This is a genomic window from Pantoea sp. EABMAA-21, from assembly GCF_030053335.1.
Classification (GTDB): domain Bacteria; phylum Pseudomonadota; class Gammaproteobacteria; order Enterobacterales; family Enterobacteriaceae; genus Pantoea; species Pantoea communis.
In genome coordinates this window covers 98,172-113,524 of record NZ_JASGBX010000019.1, presented here as the reverse complement: position 1 = coordinate 113,524, position 15,353 = coordinate 98,172, and the positions used below count along the sequence as shown (strand labels likewise).

Annotated in this window: 18 protein-coding genes; 5 read left to right on the top strand and 13 right to left on the bottom strand. The window is 52.9% G+C overall.

The window, feature by feature from the left end:
* Nucleotides 1-117 precede the first annotated feature (117 nt).
* The 5 genes from sspB to zapE form a co-directional block, all read right to left on the bottom strand.
* Complete coding sequence (sspB, locus tag QMZ65_RS22025; protein ID WP_034826642.1) at nucleotides 118-600, bottom strand: ClpXP protease specificity-enhancing factor; 483 nt, start codon at nucleotides 598-600, stop codon at nucleotides 118-120.
* 3 nt (nucleotides 601-603) lie between these two features.
* Complete coding sequence (sspA, locus tag QMZ65_RS22020; protein WP_034826645.1) at nucleotides 604-1,245, bottom strand: stringent starvation protein SspA; 642 nt, start codon at nucleotides 1,243-1,245, stop codon at nucleotides 604-606.
* 327 nt (nucleotides 1,246-1,572) lie between these two features.
* Nucleotides 1,573-1,965, bottom strand: a complete 393-nt coding sequence (gene rpsI, locus QMZ65_RS22015) for a 30S ribosomal protein S9 (RefSeq protein ID WP_034826648.1) — start codon at nucleotides 1,963-1,965, stop codon at nucleotides 1,573-1,575.
* A gap of 15 nt (nucleotides 1,966-1,980) precedes the next feature.
* Nucleotides 1,981-2,409: a 50S ribosomal protein L13 gene (gene rplM / locus QMZ65_RS22010; RefSeq protein WP_034826650.1), complete on the bottom strand. Its 429-nt coding sequence runs from the start codon at nucleotides 2,407-2,409 to the stop codon at nucleotides 1,981-1,983.
* Between the two features lie 239 nt (nucleotides 2,410-2,648).
* Nucleotides 2,649-3,776, bottom strand: coding sequence for a cell division protein ZapE (zapE, locus tag QMZ65_RS22005; protein ID WP_160834324.1), 1,128 nt, complete (start codon nucleotides 3,774-3,776; stop codon nucleotides 2,649-2,651).
* Nucleotides 3,777-3,960: 184 nt separating this feature from the next.
* Between zapE and zapG the strand changes: the two genes are divergently transcribed.
* The 3 genes from zapG to degS all read left to right on the top strand — a co-directional run bounded on the left by zapG (nucleotide 3,961) and on the right by degS (nucleotide 7,013).
* Entirely contained in the window at nucleotides 3,961-4,365 is a 405-nt protein-coding gene (zapG, locus tag QMZ65_RS22000; protein ID WP_034826655.1) for a Z-ring associated protein ZapG, read from the top strand.
* Nucleotides 4,366-4,476: 111 nt separating this feature from the next.
* Nucleotides 4,477-5,847 carry a serine endoprotease DegQ gene (degQ, locus tag QMZ65_RS21995; protein WP_160834325.1) on the top strand — a complete coding sequence of 457 codons (1,371 nt, stop codon included), beginning with the start codon at nucleotides 4,477-4,479 and terminating at the stop codon, nucleotides 5,845-5,847.
* An 86-nt stretch (nucleotides 5,848-5,933) separates the two neighbouring features.
* Complete coding sequence (gene degS / locus QMZ65_RS21990) at nucleotides 5,934-7,013, top strand: outer membrane-stress sensor serine endopeptidase DegS (RefSeq protein ID WP_034826661.1); 1,080 nt, start codon at nucleotides 5,934-5,936, stop codon at nucleotides 7,011-7,013.
* A gap of 69 nt (nucleotides 7,014-7,082) precedes the next feature.
* Here degS and epmA read toward each other — a convergent pair whose 3' ends face one another.
* The 4 genes from epmA to efp form a co-directional block, all read right to left on the bottom strand.
* On the bottom strand, nucleotides 7,083-8,060 hold the full coding sequence (gene epmA, locus QMZ65_RS21985) for an elongation factor P--(R)-beta-lysine ligase (protein ID WP_283216687.1): 978 nt from the start codon (nucleotides 8,058-8,060) through the stop codon (nucleotides 7,083-7,085).
* A 159-nt stretch (nucleotides 8,061-8,219) separates the two neighbouring features.
* Nucleotides 8,220-8,354: an entericidin A/B family lipoprotein gene (locus QMZ65_RS21980; protein ID WP_038649531.1), complete on the bottom strand. Its 135-nt coding sequence runs from the start codon at nucleotides 8,352-8,354 to the stop codon at nucleotides 8,220-8,222.
* 104 nt (nucleotides 8,355-8,458) lie between these two features.
* The gene (locus tag QMZ65_RS21975; RefSeq protein ID WP_034826667.1) at nucleotides 8,459-8,593 is read right to left on the bottom strand and encodes an entericidin A/B family lipoprotein; all 135 of its coding nucleotides are present in this window, start codon (nucleotides 8,591-8,593) and stop codon (nucleotides 8,459-8,461) included.
* Between the two features lie 55 nt (nucleotides 8,594-8,648).
* Nucleotides 8,649-9,215: an elongation factor P gene (efp, locus tag QMZ65_RS21970; RefSeq protein WP_034826669.1), complete on the bottom strand. Its 567-nt coding sequence runs from the start codon at nucleotides 9,213-9,215 to the stop codon at nucleotides 8,649-8,651.
* 41 nt (nucleotides 9,216-9,256) lie between these two features.
* On the opposite strand from efp, the gene epmB reads away from it, so the two are divergent.
* On the top strand, nucleotides 9,257-10,285 hold the full coding sequence (gene epmB, locus QMZ65_RS21965) for an EF-P beta-lysylation protein EpmB (RefSeq protein WP_283216686.1): 1,029 nt from the start codon (nucleotides 9,257-9,259) through the stop codon (nucleotides 10,283-10,285).
* A gap of 43 nt (nucleotides 10,286-10,328) precedes the next feature.
* Here epmB and QMZ65_RS21960 read toward each other — a convergent pair whose 3' ends face one another.
* The 4 genes from QMZ65_RS21960 to QMZ65_RS21945 all read right to left on the bottom strand — a co-directional run bounded on the left by QMZ65_RS21960 (nucleotide 10,329) and on the right by QMZ65_RS21945 (nucleotide 13,514).
* A complete protein-coding gene (locus tag QMZ65_RS21960) occupies nucleotides 10,329-10,676 on the bottom strand; it encodes a DUF4156 domain-containing protein (protein WP_034826674.1) in 348 nt (115 codons plus the stop codon).
* A 198-nt stretch (nucleotides 10,677-10,874) separates the two neighbouring features.
* Nucleotides 10,875-12,527, bottom strand: a complete 1,653-nt coding sequence (gene groL, locus QMZ65_RS21955) for a chaperonin GroEL (protein WP_034826677.1) — start codon at nucleotides 12,525-12,527, stop codon at nucleotides 10,875-10,877.
* 45 nt (nucleotides 12,528-12,572) lie between these two features.
* Nucleotides 12,573-12,866 carry a co-chaperone GroES gene (locus QMZ65_RS21950; RefSeq protein WP_021507766.1) on the bottom strand — a complete coding sequence of 98 codons (294 nt, stop codon included), beginning with the start codon at nucleotides 12,864-12,866 and terminating at the stop codon, nucleotides 12,573-12,575.
* A gap of 195 nt (nucleotides 12,867-13,061) precedes the next feature.
* Complete coding sequence (locus QMZ65_RS21945) at nucleotides 13,062-13,514, bottom strand: FxsA family protein (RefSeq protein WP_097119018.1); 453 nt, start codon at nucleotides 13,512-13,514, stop codon at nucleotides 13,062-13,064.
* Nucleotides 13,515-13,889: 375 nt separating this feature from the next.
* Here QMZ65_RS21945 and aspA point away from each other — a divergent pair, with 375 nt between their 5' ends.
* Nucleotides 13,890-15,326, top strand: coding sequence for an aspartate ammonia-lyase (gene aspA, locus QMZ65_RS21940; RefSeq protein ID WP_007886584.1), 1,437 nt, complete (start codon nucleotides 13,890-13,892; stop codon nucleotides 15,324-15,326).
* Nucleotides 15,327-15,353: the final 27 nt, after the last annotated feature.

The following is a 15,353-nucleotide window of genomic DNA, read 5'->3' as shown; positions in this document are numbered from 1 at the left end:
TGCATAAAAAAATCCGGAAACGAAGCGTTTCCGGATTCTTACACAGCCACTGGATCGTTCAACTGATCCTTAACTGATCGGCATTAGGCCAATTGGCCCGTTTTTATTGCATGCGATTTACTTCACCACGCGCAATGAAGGACGTCCACCACGCGGTGGCGGTTCATCATCCGGCGAGTGATCGTTATCAGCCGCATCGTCGGGACGATCGCCATCAATCACTGACATCATCGTCTCTTCCTGGCCTTCCTGTTCGTTGGTTTCCAGCTCGTAAGCCGGTTCCGGTTCGAACATGGTGCCAGCACCGTTTTCACGTGCGTAGATGGCCAGCACAGCGGCCATTGGCACAGAAACCTGGCGCGGCACGCCGCCGAAGCGCGCATTGAAACGCACTTCGTCATTGGCGAGGTCGAGGTTACCGACAGCGCGCGGCGCAATGTTCAGAACGATCTGGCCATCACGCGCATACTCCAGCGGCACCTGCACACCAGGCAGATTGATGTCGACCACCAAATGCGGCGTCAACTGGTTATCGAGAAGCCAGTCATAAAACGCACGCAGCAGATAGGGACGACGAGCCGTTAGTTGCGACATTTCCATACATTAGCCCCGGGCTTGCAGGCGCATTTCACGTTCCGCTTCCGTTAATGAAGCGAGGAAAGAGTCACGTTCAAATACGCGCGTCATGTAGCCTTTCAGCTCTTTAGAACCGGCACCCACCAGCTCAACGCCCATCTGCGGCAAACGCCACAGCAGCGGTGCCAGATAGCAGTCGACCAGGCTGAACTCTTCGCTCATGAAGAACGGCGTGCGCGAGAACAATGGCGCAATCGCCAGCAATTCTTCACGCAGTTGTTTGCGCGCGGCATCAGCTTCAGCGTTGTTACCGGTTTCGATTGCACGCATCAGGGTGTACCAGTCCTGCTCGATGCGATGCATCATCAGGCGGCTTTCACCACGGGCAACCGGGTAAACAGGCATCAGCGGTGGATGCGGGAAACGCTCATCCAGGTATTCCATGATGATGCGTGATTCATACAACGTCAGTTCACGGTCGACCAGCGTTGGTACAGTGCGATACGGGTTGAGGTCAATCAGATCCTGCGGCAGGTTATCCGTTTCAACCTGCTCGATCTCCACGCTGACGCCTTTTTCAGCCAGTACAATACGTACTTGATGGCTAAAAATGTCAGTCGGACCAGAAAACAGCGTCATTACCGAACGTTTGTTGGCAGCGACAGCCATGAAAACCTCCAAGTTTGTTCACAAAAAGATACTGCGAATAGCCAACCACGCGGCGACTCACTTGCTCATCAGATTCGCACACAGCCAACGTCAGTGGCGCTTTCCCGTCGTCCCGACAGAAATAACACGCACAACGCTCCGGCTTGCGGGCGCAAAGTGTCAGTGAGTTTACCAGATTTTAAGCAGCTTGTGGGGCAGGGATAATGATTTGCGGGCAAAATGCGGGTAAAGCTCGCGTTTTTAGCGTGAAAAATCGTGAATGGCGACAATAAAAAACCCGCCGAAGCGGGTTTTTTGAGCAAATTGTGTCTGCCGAAGCAGCAACAATTAACGCTTAGAGAACTGCGGACGACGACGTGCTTTACGCAGGCCGACTTTCTTACGTTCAACTTCACGTGCGTCACGGGTAACGAAGCCCGCTTTACGCAGTTCAGGACGCAGAGACTCGTCGTATTCCATCAGAGCGCGTGTGATACCGTGACGGATCGCACCAGCCTGACCAGAAATACCACCACCTTTAACGGTGATGTACAGGTCAAATTTACCAACCATATCAACCAGCTCCAGCGGCTGACGCACGACCATGCGTGCAGTCTCGCGACCGAAGTATTGCTCCAGTGAGCGCTGGTTAATGACGATGTTACCGCTACCCGGCTTGATGAAGACGCGAGCGGCAGAGCTTTTGCGGCGACCAGTGCCGTAGTTTTGAGTTTCAGCCATTGCCTATAATCCCGATTAAATGTCAAGAACTTGCGGTTGCTGCGCCGCGTGAGTGTGCTCGTTGCCTGCGTAAACTTTCAGTTTACGGTACATAGCACGACCCAGTGGGCCTTTCGGCAGCATGCCTTTAACCGCGATTTCAATCACACGCTCAGGACGGCGCTCGATCATCTCTGCAAAGGTCGCTTGCTTGATACCACCGATGTGGCCAGTGTGGTGATAGTAAATCTTGTCAGTACGCTTGTTGCCGGTTACAGCAACTTTCTCAGCGTTCAGAACGATGATGTAATCACCGGTATCAACGTGCGGAGTGTATTCCGCTTTGTGCTTACCACGCAGACGGCGCGCCAGTTCAGTCGCCAGGCGACCCAAGGTTTTGCCCGTTGCGTCAACAACATACCAGTCACGCTGTACGGTTTCTGGTTTAGCTGTAAAAGTTTTCATTGAAAAGCTTACCCAAATAAAAAGTTACACGTTGGTGAAATCCCAAACGCTAAGTAAACGATTGAGGCTCACACGACCATTTTGCCCAGCAAGCCACCCCTTCAAGTGAGTTACCGGATCACATCGAGTTCTTGGGAAAGAAAACCGATGCTGTAACGTGGGGTCGCAAGATTATAGAGAAGTCGAACTCAAAGATCGAACCTTTTTGCATCGAAATCCTGCGATTTTTGCCCACGTCATCAGGGCAGATGCGGCAGACGCAAATACTCTTCGCTTTGCATCTCCTGCAAACGCGACAAGCAGCGTTGATACTCAAACTTAAGGCGCGTGCCCTGATAAATTTCAAACAGTGAGGTTTCGGCCGCCACCACCAGTTTCACGTGGCGTTCGTAGAATTCATCGACCAGCGCCAGGAAGCGGCGTGCCTGATCTTCGGTCTTGTAAATCATCACCGGCACATCATACAGCAATACGCTGTGGAAGCGGCGTGATAGCTCGATGTAGTCATGCTGACTACGCCCTTCGCCACACAGCGCGAGGAAATCAATCGCCAGCACGCCTTCATGAACGCCCAGCGTTGGCATCTGACGGTGGTTAATTTCCAGCACCGGCGCATCTTCACGCGGCTTGCCGGACAAGGCGCGGAACATGCGCTCCATTTCAGCATGCGTGGCATCGTTAAGCGGGAAATTCCACAGATGCGCGGATGTCAGTGTACGCAAGCGGTAGTCGATACCCGCATCCACGTTCATCACATCACAATGACGTTTGATCTGCTCAATTGCGGGCAGAAAACGCGGGCGCTGCAGGCCATTGCGATAGAGATCGTCAGGCGGAATATTGGACGTCGCCACCAGCGCAATGCCGCGATCGAACAGTGCTTCCATCAGCGTGCCCAACAGCATGGCATCGGTAATATCAGACACAAAGAATTCGTCGAAGCAGAGAATATCGGTTTCTGCTTTAAAGCGGTCGGCCACAATCAGCAGCGGATCGCTATGGCCTTGTAACTGGGTCAGTTCTTCATGGACGCGCAGCATAAAACGATGAAAATGCAGGCGGAGTTTGCGATCGCCAGGAATAGACTGAAAAAATAAATCCATCACCCAGGTTTTACCGCGACCCACGCCGCCCCACATATACAGCCCGCGCACCGGCGCTTCGTTGCTGCTTTTCTCTTTGGACATCAGCTTCGACAGGCGGCCAAATAGCCCTTTAGGGGCGGGTTCAGGCGCGGGCTTACGGGCAATCAATCCTTGCTGGATCGCATCCAGGCGGGTAATGGCTTCGCGTTGTACATCATCTGGACGAAACTCGCCCTGTGATAGCGCCTGCTCATAGCGGGCAAGCGGAGATGAGGTTTGCATGGTTCTCTCAGAATCCCTGAAAAAGTCCGATTCACGGGTCGGTTGGCGAAAATTAGGCCGCACTACACTAAGCGATGCAGCCCGAGAGTTCCACTTCCATAAGATTATTGGGTATAGTGGCTGCTATTGAAGTGGAAACAGAAGCAATGCCCTACGAAGCAACGGAAATTACACGGGAGTCATTATGACCTGGGAATACGGGCTGATTGGTTTAGTGATTGGCATTATTGTCGGCGCAGTTGTCATGCGTTTTGGCAACAAGAAGCTGCGTGAGCAGCGTAGCATGCAGTACGAACTGGAAAAATCGAAGGCTGAGCTGGCAGATTATCGCGAAGAGCTCACCAACCACTTTGCGCGCAGCGCAGAATTGCTAGACAACATGGCACATGATTATCGCCAGCTGTATCAGCATATGGCAAAGGGTTCGAATGACCTGCTGCCAAATCTGCCGGGCGAAAAAAATCCGTTTGCTTATCAGCTGACGGAAGCCGAAGCGGATAACGATCAGGCACCGGTGCAGATGCCGCGTGATTACTCTGATGGCGCATCCGGTTTGCTGCGCGGCAGCGACCGTACACCGCGTAAATAATCCTTTTGGGGCACAGCTTAGCTGTGCCCTTTTTGTTTTTCGAACACTTACGCCAAACTACTGTCACACTTTCTATCCCCTTTCTTCTTTCGCAGCGAGAGCGTTGTAGCAATGAAAAAACAAGCACGGCTGTTAAGCGCATTAGCCTTGAGTATTGGGATGAGTCTGGCGGCAACGCCTGGCGCGATGGCGACGCTGCCCGCTCAGGTTCAGGGACAAGCACTGCCGAGTCTGGCACCCATGCTGGAAAAAGTTCTGCCCGCGGTCGTTAGCGTGCATGTTGAAGGCACCGACAGCGGCCAGCAGGCACAGGATATTCCTGAACCGCTGAAGCGCTTCTTTGGCCAGGCACCGGGACAATCCCAGCCACAGCCGTTTGAAGGCCTTGGTTCAGGCGTGATCATTGATGCGGCTAAAGGCTACATCCTCACCAACAACCACGTGGTGAACGGTGCCGATAAAATCAGCGTCCAGCTCAGCGATGGCAATGAATATGATGCCAAGCTGATTGGCCATGATGAGCAAACCGATATCGCGCTGATCCAGGTTGAAGGCGCTAAAAATCTGACGCAGGTGAAAATCGCCGACTCCGACTCCCTGAAAGTGGGCGATTTTGCTGTGGCTATCGGTAACCCCTTCGGTCTTGGCCAAACGGCCACCTCCGGCATTATTTCGGCGTTGGGCCGCAGCGGGTTGAACCTTGAAGGACTGGAAAACTTCATCCAGACCGATGCGGCGATTAACCGGGGGAACTCCGGCGGTGCGCTGGTGAACCTGAATGGCGAGTTGATTGGTATCAACACCGCGATTCTTGCCTCCAGCGGCGGCAACATTGGTATCGGCTTCGCGATTCCCAGCAATATGGCGATGAACCTCGCGCAGCAGCTGATTCAGTCTGGTGAAGTGAAGCGTGGTCAGTTGGGCATTAAAGGCACCGAAATGACGCCTGACATCGCCAAAGCCTTTAACGTTGACGCTCAGCGTGGTGCCTTTGTTTCTGAAGTGCTGCCTAACTCGGCGGCGCAAAAAGCGGGCATTAAAGCGGGTGACATCATCACCTCCATCAATGACAAAGCGATCACCAGCTTTGCCGAGTTGCGCGTAAAAGTGGGCACCACCCCACCGGGTCAGCAGGTGAAAATTGGTCTGCTGCGTGAAGGCAAACCGGTGACGGTGACCGTGACGCTGGAACAGAGCGCGCAAACCACCGCCAGCGCCCAGCTGATGTCACCGGCGTTACAAGGTGCAACGCTGAGTGATGGCGCAGCCAAGAGCGGCGATAAAGGCGTGAAAGTGGATGCCATTGAAAAAGGCACGCCAGCTGAGCAGGCAGGCTTGCAGAAAGATGATGTGATTGTCGGTGTTAACCGCGATCGTGTCACTTCACTGGCGGAAATGCGTAAAGCGCTGGAAAGTAAACCCGCGATCCTGGCACTGAACGTGGTGCGAGGCGACGAGAGCATTTACTTACTTATGCGATAATCCTCGCAACAGGCGGACAAGCAGGTGTTTGTCCGCCTTTCTCATGTTATTCTGCCCAGCGATCCCACCTTTCCTGAAATAACACCATGTTTCTTAAACTTTTGCGTTCTGTGGTGATGGGCCTGATCGTAGCGGGTTTGCTGCTGGTAGCGATCCCTGCGCTGCGTATGAGCAGCAACGTCACCTTTGATCATGACAACAGTGATGATGAATCCCCCGTGAGCTTCAATCAGGGGGTGCGCCGCGCTGTGCCTGCGGTGGTCAACGTCTACAACCGCAGTGCCCATGGCAACAATAATCGCGGTATCACCACGCTGGGTTCTGGCGTGATCATGAACGTGAAAGGCTACATTCTAACGAACAAGCATGTCATTAATAACGCCGACCAGATCATTGTGGCGTTGCAGGATGGTCGTTTCTTTGAAGCCACCTTAGTGGGTTCAGATGCGATGACCGATTTAGCGGTGCTGAAAATCAGCGCCACTAACCTGCCGGTGATTCCGATTAACGCTAACCGTATCGCACATATCGGCGATGTGGTGATGGCGATTGGTAACCCCTACAACCTCGGGCAGACCGTCACTCAGGGCATTATCAGTGCCACCGGGCGCGTGGGCTTGAGCTCATCGGGTCGTCAAAATTTCCTGCAGACCGATGCATCCATCAATCAGGGCAACTCAGGCGGTGCGCTGATTAACTCGCTCGGCGAACTAATGGGCATTAACACTCTGACATTTGATAAAAGCAATGATGGCGAAACGCCGGAAGGGATTGGCTTTGCGATTCCAACCGCGTTAGCAACCAAGATCATGGATAAATTGATTCGTGACGGTCGGGTCATTCGTGGCTATATCGGCATCACCGGCCGTGAGCTGCCGCCGCTACACGGTCAGGGCAGCAGTCTGGATCGTGCACAGGGTATTATCGTCAGTGAGGTTACGCCAGGCGGGCCAGCCGATCGGGCAGGCATTCAAGCCAATGATGTGCTTTTACAGGTGAACGGCAAACCGGCGCTGTCGGCGCAGGAAACCATGGATCAGGTCGCCGAAATTCGTCCAGGATCGGTGATTCAGGTGCAGGTTCTGCGTAACGAACAAAAGATGATGCTGCCAGTCACTATTCAGGAGTTCCCCGAAGCGCCAGCCGCACCCACCACGCAGCAGTAACCCTTGAATGAACAACGGCGCAATACATGCGCCGTTGTTGTCTGAAACACCCTGCCTGAGCAAGAATGATTAGCTGCGATCCACCGGGAAGGCAATCACGTCGCTTAATGCATTGGCTTTCAACGCCAGCATAATCAAACGATCCACACCCAACGCCACACCTGAACAAGCAGGCATGCCATGTGCCAGCGCATCCAGCAGGTTGGTATCAATCGGGTGCTGCGGTAAACCACGCGCTGCACGGCGACGATTATCCTGCTCAAAGCGCTGACGCTGTTCGCGGCTATCGGTCAATTCGCGGAAGCCGTTAGCCAACTCCACGCCTTTGTAATACACCTCGAAACGCTCCGCGACGCGATGATCCTCAGTGCTGATTTCGGCCAATGCCGCCTGACTGGCCGGGAAGTGATACACGAAGCACGGTTTATCGTTACCAATCTTCGGCTCAACACCCAGCATAAACAGCAGCTGCAACAAGGTATCGCGGTCTTCTTCACGATTCGCCAGTTCACCCTCACCCAACTTCGTCGCGGCTTCACGCAGCTGCGTTTTATCCGATGACAAAGGATCAAGTTCCAGATGGCGAATAAATGCCTGCTGATACGATAAAGATTCGGCGCTATCGCACTCCAGCACCTGCTGCATCAGATCGTCGACTTCATTCATCAGGCGATACATATCGTAGTGAGGACGATACCACTCCAGCATGGTGAACTCAGGATTATGGTGGCGCCCTGCTTCTTCGTTACGGAAGCAACGTCCCATCTGATAGATTGGGCCACTGCCCGCCGCCAGCAGACGCTTCATATGATATTCCGGGCTGGTCATCAGCCACAGATCGCGCCCTTTCGCTGCACCTGGACCCACAAAGCGCGTCTGGAACGGCACCAGATGGATATCCGTGATGGTCGCCTGGCTCATCGCCGGGGTATCGACCTCCAGCACGCCGCGATCGGCAAAGAAACGACGAATCTCCGCCAAAATAGCGGCGCGTTTCAACAAATTGGCAATGGGTGCGCTCGGCTGCCAGCTTGCCGTTTCGCTCATGTTGGTGACTCCTTATACAGATAAGGGGGAGAAGTCTACCCGTATTGGCTACGGCAAACAACGGCGTGACGGGATCGAAGGCGTTAGCGGTGCTTTTTCAGACAAAGAAAGAGGGAATCAGGGAATCCGGTACGAAATCGGGTTTCGCACCGGTTTGGATCACTGTGCGCTACGCTGAATCGCTTTGCCACCGGCCTGAACGTCCTCGCCAACACCACGGGTGGTGTTGCAGGCGGTCAACACAGAGGAAAGCACCAGAACAGAAAGAATCGCGACAATACTTTTCTTTAACATAGCCATATCCTTGTTGGTTGCAGTAAAAGTACAGCCATTCAAGCATAGACCTTATACACAATCTTGCTGGCTAAGCCGCTGAGAAAAGGCGGCGCCCTCGCAATTTATTTATCCGCTGCGCGTGAAATGGCACCGCCCAAATGGGAGACGTCTTCACCAAAGCCGTGGAAAGTGTTGCAGGCACTTAAAGCAGAAGAGACCAGCAACGCAAAAACAGCCAATTTCGCCATCTTTTTCATTATTCTGAACTCATAGAGAAAAAAGGCGCATCGAGTGATGCGCCTGATTTGGCAATTATTTTACGCGAGAAACGTATTCGCCAGAGCGGGTGTCAACTTTAACCACTTCGCCAATCTGGACGAACAGTGGAACTTTGATCACTGCGCCAGTAGACAGGGTCGCTGGCTTGCCACCGGTACCGGCAGTATCACCTTTCAGACCTGGATCTGTTTCGATGACTTCTGCTTCGATGAAGTTCGGTGGCTGAACAGCGATCGCTTTATCGTTCCACAGGGTAACGATACAATCCGCATTGTCCTGCAACCATTTGGTCACGTCGTCCAGCACTTTAGATTCGATCTGATACTGCTCGAAAGACTCTGGGTGCATGAAGTAGTAGAAGTCGCCGTCGTTGTAAGAGTACTGCAGCGTCATATCACGAACGTCTGCGCCTTCGGCAGAGTCGGTAGATTTGAAGGTCTTCTCAACGCGAGAACCGGTCAGCAGACGACGCATTTTAACGCGTGCAAATGCCTGGCCTTTACCCGGTTTAACGAACTCACTGGCTTCGATGGCATATGGCTCGCCTTCGAACATGATTTTAAGACCGGGACGGAAATCGTTGCTAAGATAAGTCGCCATAAAGGCCCTCTGTAAATATTGAACTGGTAATAGCCAAAAAAATGGCAAACATTGTAACCCTAAATCCCCCCATCAGAGAAGATTGGTTGCAGCAACTTGCTGATGTTGTCACCGATCCTACTGAATTACTGCGACTTTTATCTCTCGAACAGCATGCGGATTTGGCCGCAGGCAACGATGCGCGCAAGCTTTTTGCGCTGCGCGTGCCGCGTGCCTTCATTCAACGCATGACGCCGGGCAATGCGCACGACCCCCTTTTGCTGCAGGTATTAACCAGCCGTCAGGAATTTGTCGATGCGCCAGGTTACAGCACTGACCCGCTGGATGAGCAAAGTAGCGTGGTGCCCGGTTTACTGCATAAGTACAGAAACCGTGCATTGCTGCTGGTGAAGGGCGGCTGTGCGGTTAACTGCCGCTACTGCTTCCGTCGCCATTTCCCCTATCAGGATAATCAGGGCAATAAGCGTAACTGGCAGGCGGCGATCGATTACATCGCTGAGCATCCAGAGCTGGATGAGATTATCTTCTCGGGTGGCGATCCGCTGATGGCTAAAGACCATGAGCTGGCGTGGCTGGTGGGCGCACTGGAGAAAATCCCCCATCTGAGGCGTCTGCGCATTCATAGCCGCCTCCCGGTGGTAATCCCGGCACGCATTACCGAAGGGTTATGCCAGATTCTGGCCGAGACACGCCTGCAAGTGCTGATGGTGAGCCACATCAACCACGCGCAAGAAATTGATGATGAGCTGCGCTACGGCATGCAGATGCTGAAACGCGCGGGTGTCACCTTGCTTAATCAGAGCGTGCTGCTGCGCGGTATCAATGATGATGCACGAGCGCTGGCTAATCTGAGCAACGCGCTGTTTGATGCCGGTATTCTGCCCTATTACCTGCACGTGCTGGATAAAGTACAGGGCGCGGCGCATTTCTTTGTGTCGGATGAAGAAGCCCGTGCGCTAGTACGCCAGTTGTTAACCATGGTATCGGGTTATATGGTGCCGAAGCTGGCGCGCGAGATTGGTGGTGAGCCAAGTAAAACGCCGCTGGATTTGCAGTTACGCCAGGAATAAAAAAAGCCGCATCAGCGGCTTTTTTTACATCTCTTTCATGCCATTACGGGCACTTATACACCTGACCAGACATTTTGCTGTCAAGCGGTGCGAAAGCTGAAAGCAGGTTCTGCGTTGGGCTGGTTGCACCGTAAATCACGTTGCCACCCATCTCTGCCGCGCGGTTACGCAGGTCATTGGCTGCGCCACGCAAAGAACTGCCTTCACCGCCTGAACCGCTCAACCAGTTGCTCTGTGAGCCGGTGACATTGCCCAGCAGCTGACATTGGCTTCCAGGCTGTTGGTCAACGAAAGTGACACGCTGTCCGCCGGAACTCAGTTGATTGGAGCTGCTGCAGCCCGCCAGCAGTAAAGTCCCTACCGCCAGTCCGAGCAAGAGGTTAATCCGCATTGTAATCCCCATTTATTATCATCAGTGTCGGGCGGCAGCGTAGCAGAAAAGCGCACTTTTTTTCTGAACATTCATTGCCCTAAACCCGCAAAGCCGAAGTATTGCGCTCTTACTTATACCTTGTTCGCCACCAAAAGAAAAACCCCCGACCGTTTCCGATCGAGGGTTTTTCACATGACTTAAGCAGTCAGGGGCAAATTACATCATGCCGCCCATTCCGCCCATGCCACCCATGCCGCCAGCGCCACCTAAATCAGGAGCATCGCCTTTAGGCAGGTCAGTTACCATCGCTTCGGTGGTGATCATCAGGCCCGCAACAGAAGACGCGTACTGCAGCGCAGAACGGGTCACTTTGGTTGGGTCCAGGATACCGAAGTCGATCATGTTGCCGTATTCTTCAGTCTGAGCGTTGTAGCCGTAGTTGCCGTCGCCTGCTTTCACGTTGTTAGCAACAACAGATGGCTCTTCACCGGCGTTAGAAACGATCTGACGCAGTGGAGCTTCCATTGCGCGCAGCGCAACTTTGATACCCACGTTCTGATCTTCGTTCTGACCTTTCAGGCCAGAAGCAGCGATCTTGGCTGCAACGCGAACCAGTGCAACACCACCACCAGCAACCACGCCTTCTTCTACCGCAGCACGGGTAGCGTGCAGGGCATCTTCAACGCGTGCTTTCTTCTCTTTCATTTCAACTTCAGTGGCTGCACCCACTTTCAGAACGGCCACGCCGCCTGCCAGTTTCGCTACGCGCTCCTGCAGTTTTTCTTTGTCGTAATCAGAAGTTGCTTCTTCGATCTGCTGACGGATCTGAGTCACACGGCCAGAGATTGCACCCTGATCGCCCACACCATCGATGATGGTAGAAGTATCTTTGTTGATCACAACACGCTTAGCCTGACCCAGATCTTCCAGGGTCGCTTTTTCCAGCTCCATACCGATCTCTTCAGAGATGACGGTACCGCCAGTCAGGATTGCGATATCCTGCAGCATTGCTTTACGACGGTCGCCGAAGCCTGGTGCTTTAACCGCAGCCACTTTCACGATACCGCGCATGGTGTTAACCACCAGAGTTGCCAGTGCTTCGCCTTCAACATCTTCAGCGATGATCAGCAGTGGTTTACCGGCTTTCGCAACCGCTTCCAGTACTGGCAGCAGTTCACGGATGTTAGAGATCTTCTTGTCAGCCAACAGGATAAACGGTGCATCCAGTTCGATTGCGCCAGTTTCTGGCTTGTTGATGAAGTAAGGAGACAGGTAGCCACGGTCGAACTGCATACCTTCAACCACGTCCAGCTCGTCTTGCAGGCCGGTGCCTTCTTCAACGGTGATAACACCTTCTTTGCCCACTTTATCCATCGCTTTCGCGATCAGGGTACCGACTGACTCATCAGAGTTAGCAGAGATGGTACCTACCTGAGCAATGGCTTTAGTATCCTGGCAAGGAACAGACAGCGCTTTCAGCTCTTCAACGGCAGCAGCAACGGCTTTATCGATACCGCGCTTCAGGTCCATTGGGTTCATGCCAGCCGCAACGGCTTTCAGGCCTTCGTTCACGATAGACTGAGCCAGAACGGTTGCAGTGGTGGTGCCGTCGCCCGCAGCGTCGTTCGCTTTAGAGGCCACTTCTTTCACCATCTGTGCACCCATGTTCTCGAACTTGTCTTCCAGCTCGATTTCACGTGCTACAGAAACGCCATCTTTGGTGATGGTCGGTGCACCAAAAGATTTATCCAGAACCACGTTACGGCCTTTCGGGCCCAGGGTAACTTTTACTGCATCTGCCAGTACGTTCACGCCACGCAGCATTTTTACGCGCGCGTCATTACCGAATTTTACGTCTTTAGCTGCCATTTCAAATATCCCTTAAATTCGTTTCGTTCAGTGAATTACGCGTAATTACGCTTCGACAATCGCCAGGATGTCGCTTTCAGAGATGATCAGAACTTCTTCGTTATCGATCTTCTCAGTTTTGGCACCGTAGCCTTCGCTGAAGATAACCAGATCGCCAACTTTCACGTCCAGCGGCTTAACATCACCGTTTTCCAGGATGCGGCCATTACCCACAGCCAGAACTTCACCACGGGTTGATTTGCCAGCTGCAGAGCCGGTCAGAACGATACCGCCAGCAGATTTAGCTTCAACTTCTTTACGCTTGACGATAACGCGATCGTGCAACGGACGAATTTTCATTTGGTAGCTCTCCTTTGAGAAGTCCAATCATTCAGTTTTTTGGGTTGAACCGGACTGCATGGCTTCCGGCCTCGTGGAGAGAGAGATAGGGTCACTAAAAAAGGCTTTCAAGGGGCAAAAAATAAAAAATTTTCGTTTTTGTAACCATTGACGAAAAAGACAGCAAAAAGGGCGACTCTCGCCGCCCTTCTCTTCTTATCGATCTTTATCGTGTCCGATTTGATCCTGATCTTTACGCTCGTATTCGCCATCCATGGTATAGCCACTGTCCGGCCCGGCGCCGGGTCCGCGCCACACACGCAGATGCGGCATTAATTTCAGCGTCAGATGTTTCTGCACCGGAGGCAACAGCAGCAACAAACCGAGGAAGTCAGTAAAGAAGCCCGGCAACAGCAGTAAGAAGCCCGAAATAATCAGTGAAACGCTTTTGGTCATCTCCGCCGCTGGGCTTTCATTGCGCGCCAGCTTCTCCTGCATCAGACGGAAGTTCTTCATACCCTGGTTTTTCACCAGCGACACACCGATGCACGAGGTGAAGATCACCAGTAGCATGGTAAGCAGCACGCCGAGGGCATGTGCAACCTGAATGAAAATTGAGATCTCAATCCAGGCCAGAACAAAAAAAATCACGAACGGTATCCAGCGCACCGATATCTCCTGTGAGTAGGGCTGCCTCGCTTCTTGCCAGGCAGCAGAAAGGGATGGTCTGTCTGACCGTATTGATAGAGATGGGCATCTCAACCCGCGATTTCAACCGATCCTGCCAAATTTTTCCCACTGACTTAAAATTGCGAACTACATCACATATCGTTATTACCGCTGGGCCAGTAAATGCCCGTAAAGTGATCTGTGCACAAACAATTCTGTAACAACAGAATATGATCGTGCCCGCCAGCCCGAAGATGGATAAAATGTCGGTGCTGGTAATCCACGACAATATAATTGCTTCACCTGCACAGTGATTGCCGCCCGACCATCCCGGTCGCCCGGCAGTGACACCGCAGAAATAATAAGAAGGTAATCATGGCGAACAACATTCGTATCGAAGAAGACCTGTTAGGCATGCGCGAAGTTCCGGCAGACGCTTACTACGGTGTTCATACTCTGCGTGCGATTGAGAACTTCTACATTAGTAACAACAAAATCAGTGACATACCGGAATTTGTCCGCGGTATGGTGATGGTCAAAAAAGCAGCCGCGCTCGCCAACAAAGAGCTGCAAACAATCCCTCGCAACATCGCAAACACCATTATTCAGGCCTGTGATGAAGTGCTGAATAACGGTAAATGCATGGATCAGTTCCCGGTTGACGTCTATCAGGGCGGCGCGGGCACCTCGGTCAACATGAACACCAACGAAGTGCTGGCAAACATCGGTCTGGAACTGATGGGCCACCAAAAAGGTGAATACCAGTACCTCAACCCTAACGATCACGTGAATAAGTGTCAGTCGACCAACGATGCTTATCCCACCGGATTCCGTATTGCAGTTTACGCTTCAATTCTGAAACTGCTGGACGGCATCAGCCAGCTCAGTGAAGGCTTCCAGCGTAAAGCGGTCGAGTTCGAAAATATCCTCAAGATGGGTCGTACCCAGCTGCAGGATGCCGTACCGATGACGCTGGGCCAGGAATTCCACGCGTTTAACGTGCTGCTGAATGAAGAAACCCGCAGCATCCTGCGCACCGCAGAACTGCTGCTGGAAGTAAACCTGGGCGCGACGGCCATCGGGACTCGCCTCAACACCCCGGATGGCTATCAGCAGCTGGCCGTTCAGCGTCTGGCGGAAGTCAGTAATCTGCCTGTCGTCCCGGCAGAAGACCTGATTGAAGCAACCTCTGACTGCGGTGCTTACGTGATGGTGCACTCTGCGCTGAAACGTCTGGCGGTGAAACTGTCGAAGATCTGTAACGACCTGCGCCTGCTTTCTTCCGGCCCACGTGCGGGTCTGAACGAAATCAACTTGCCAGAATTGCAGGCCGGTTCATCAATCATGCCAGCCAAAGTGAACCCGGTGGTGCCAGAAGTGGTGAACCAGGTGTGCTTCAAGGTTATCGGCAACGACATTACCGTGACCATGGCATCAGAAGCGGGTCAGCTGCAGCTGAACGTGATGGAACCGGTGATTGGCCAGGCGCTGTTTGAGTCGATCAGCATTCTGACCAACGCCTGCTTCAACCTGCTGGAAAAATGCGTCAACGGCATCACGGCTAACAAAGCGGTATGTGAAGCTTACGTGTTCAACTCCATCGGTATCGTCACTTATCTCAACCCGTATATCGGCCACCACAATGGCGATATCGTCGGCAAGATTTGTGCGGAAACCGGCAAGAGCGTACGTGAAGTGGTATTGGAGCGCGGTCTGCTGACCGAAGCGGAACTGGATGACATCTTCTCCATCCAGAACCTGATGCATCCGACCTACAAAGCCAAACGCTACACCGACGAAAACGAACAGTAATCCGTTCCGGATCAAGTTGCCAAAAGC

What these genes read in the sequence shown, in the direction of transcription:
- epmB (WP_283216686.1), top strand. Translation starts at nt 9,257, where the DNA reads ATGGCAAACATTGTAACCCTAAATCCCCCCATCAGAGAAGATTGGTTG.
- zapG (WP_034826655.1), top strand. Translation starts at nt 3,961, where the DNA reads ATGACCTGGGAATACGGGCTGATTGGTTTAGTGATTGGCATTATTGTC.
- degS (WP_034826661.1), top strand. Translation starts at nt 5,934, where the DNA reads ATGTTTCTTAAACTTTTGCGTTCTGTGGTGATGGGCCTGATCGTAGCG.
- QMZ65_RS21950 (WP_021507766.1), bottom strand. Translation starts at nt 12,866, where the DNA reads ATGAAAATTCGTCCGTTGCACGATCGCGTTATCGTCAAGCGTAAAGAA.
- QMZ65_RS21960 (WP_034826674.1), bottom strand. Translation starts at nt 10,676, where the DNA reads ATGCGGATTAACCTCTTGCTCGGACTGGCGGTAGGGACTTTACTGCTG.
- degQ (WP_160834325.1), top strand. Translation starts at nt 4,477, where the DNA reads ATGAAAAAACAAGCACGGCTGTTAAGCGCATTAGCCTTGAGTATTGGG.
- rpsI (WP_034826648.1), bottom strand. Translation starts at nt 1,965, where the DNA reads ATGGCTGAAACTCAAAACTACGGCACTGGTCGCCGCAAAAGCTCTGCC.
- QMZ65_RS21975 (WP_034826667.1), bottom strand. Translation starts at nt 8,593, where the DNA reads ATGAAAAAGATGGCGAAATTGGCTGTTTTTGCGTTGCTGGTCTCTTCT.
- epmA (WP_283216687.1), bottom strand. Translation starts at nt 8,060, where the DNA reads ATGAGCGAAACGGCAAGCTGGCAGCCGAGCGCACCCATTGCCAATTTG.
- rplM (WP_034826650.1), bottom strand. Translation starts at nt 2,409, where the DNA reads ATGAAAACTTTTACAGCTAAACCAGAAACCGTACAGCGTGACTGGTAT.
- efp (WP_034826669.1), bottom strand. Translation starts at nt 9,215, where the DNA reads ATGGCGACTTATCTTAGCAACGATTTCCGTCCCGGTCTTAAAATCATG.
- sspA (WP_034826645.1), bottom strand. Translation starts at nt 1,245, where the DNA reads ATGGCTGTCGCTGCCAACAAACGTTCGGTAATGACGCTGTTTTCTGGT.
- zapE (WP_160834324.1), bottom strand. Translation starts at nt 3,776, where the DNA reads ATGCAAACCTCATCTCCGCTTGCCCGCTATGAGCAGGCGCTATCACAG.
- groL (WP_034826677.1), bottom strand. Translation starts at nt 12,527, where the DNA reads ATGGCAGCTAAAGACGTAAAATTCGGTAATGACGCGCGCGTAAAAATG.
- QMZ65_RS21980 (WP_038649531.1), bottom strand. Translation starts at nt 8,354, where the DNA reads ATGTTAAAGAAAAGTATTGTCGCGATTCTTTCTGTTCTGGTGCTTTCC.
- sspB (WP_034826642.1), bottom strand. Translation starts at nt 600, where the DNA reads ATGGAAATGTCGCAACTAACGGCTCGTCGTCCCTATCTGCTGCGTGCG.
- aspA (WP_007886584.1), top strand. Translation starts at nt 13,890, where the DNA reads ATGGCGAACAACATTCGTATCGAAGAAGACCTGTTAGGCATGCGCGAA.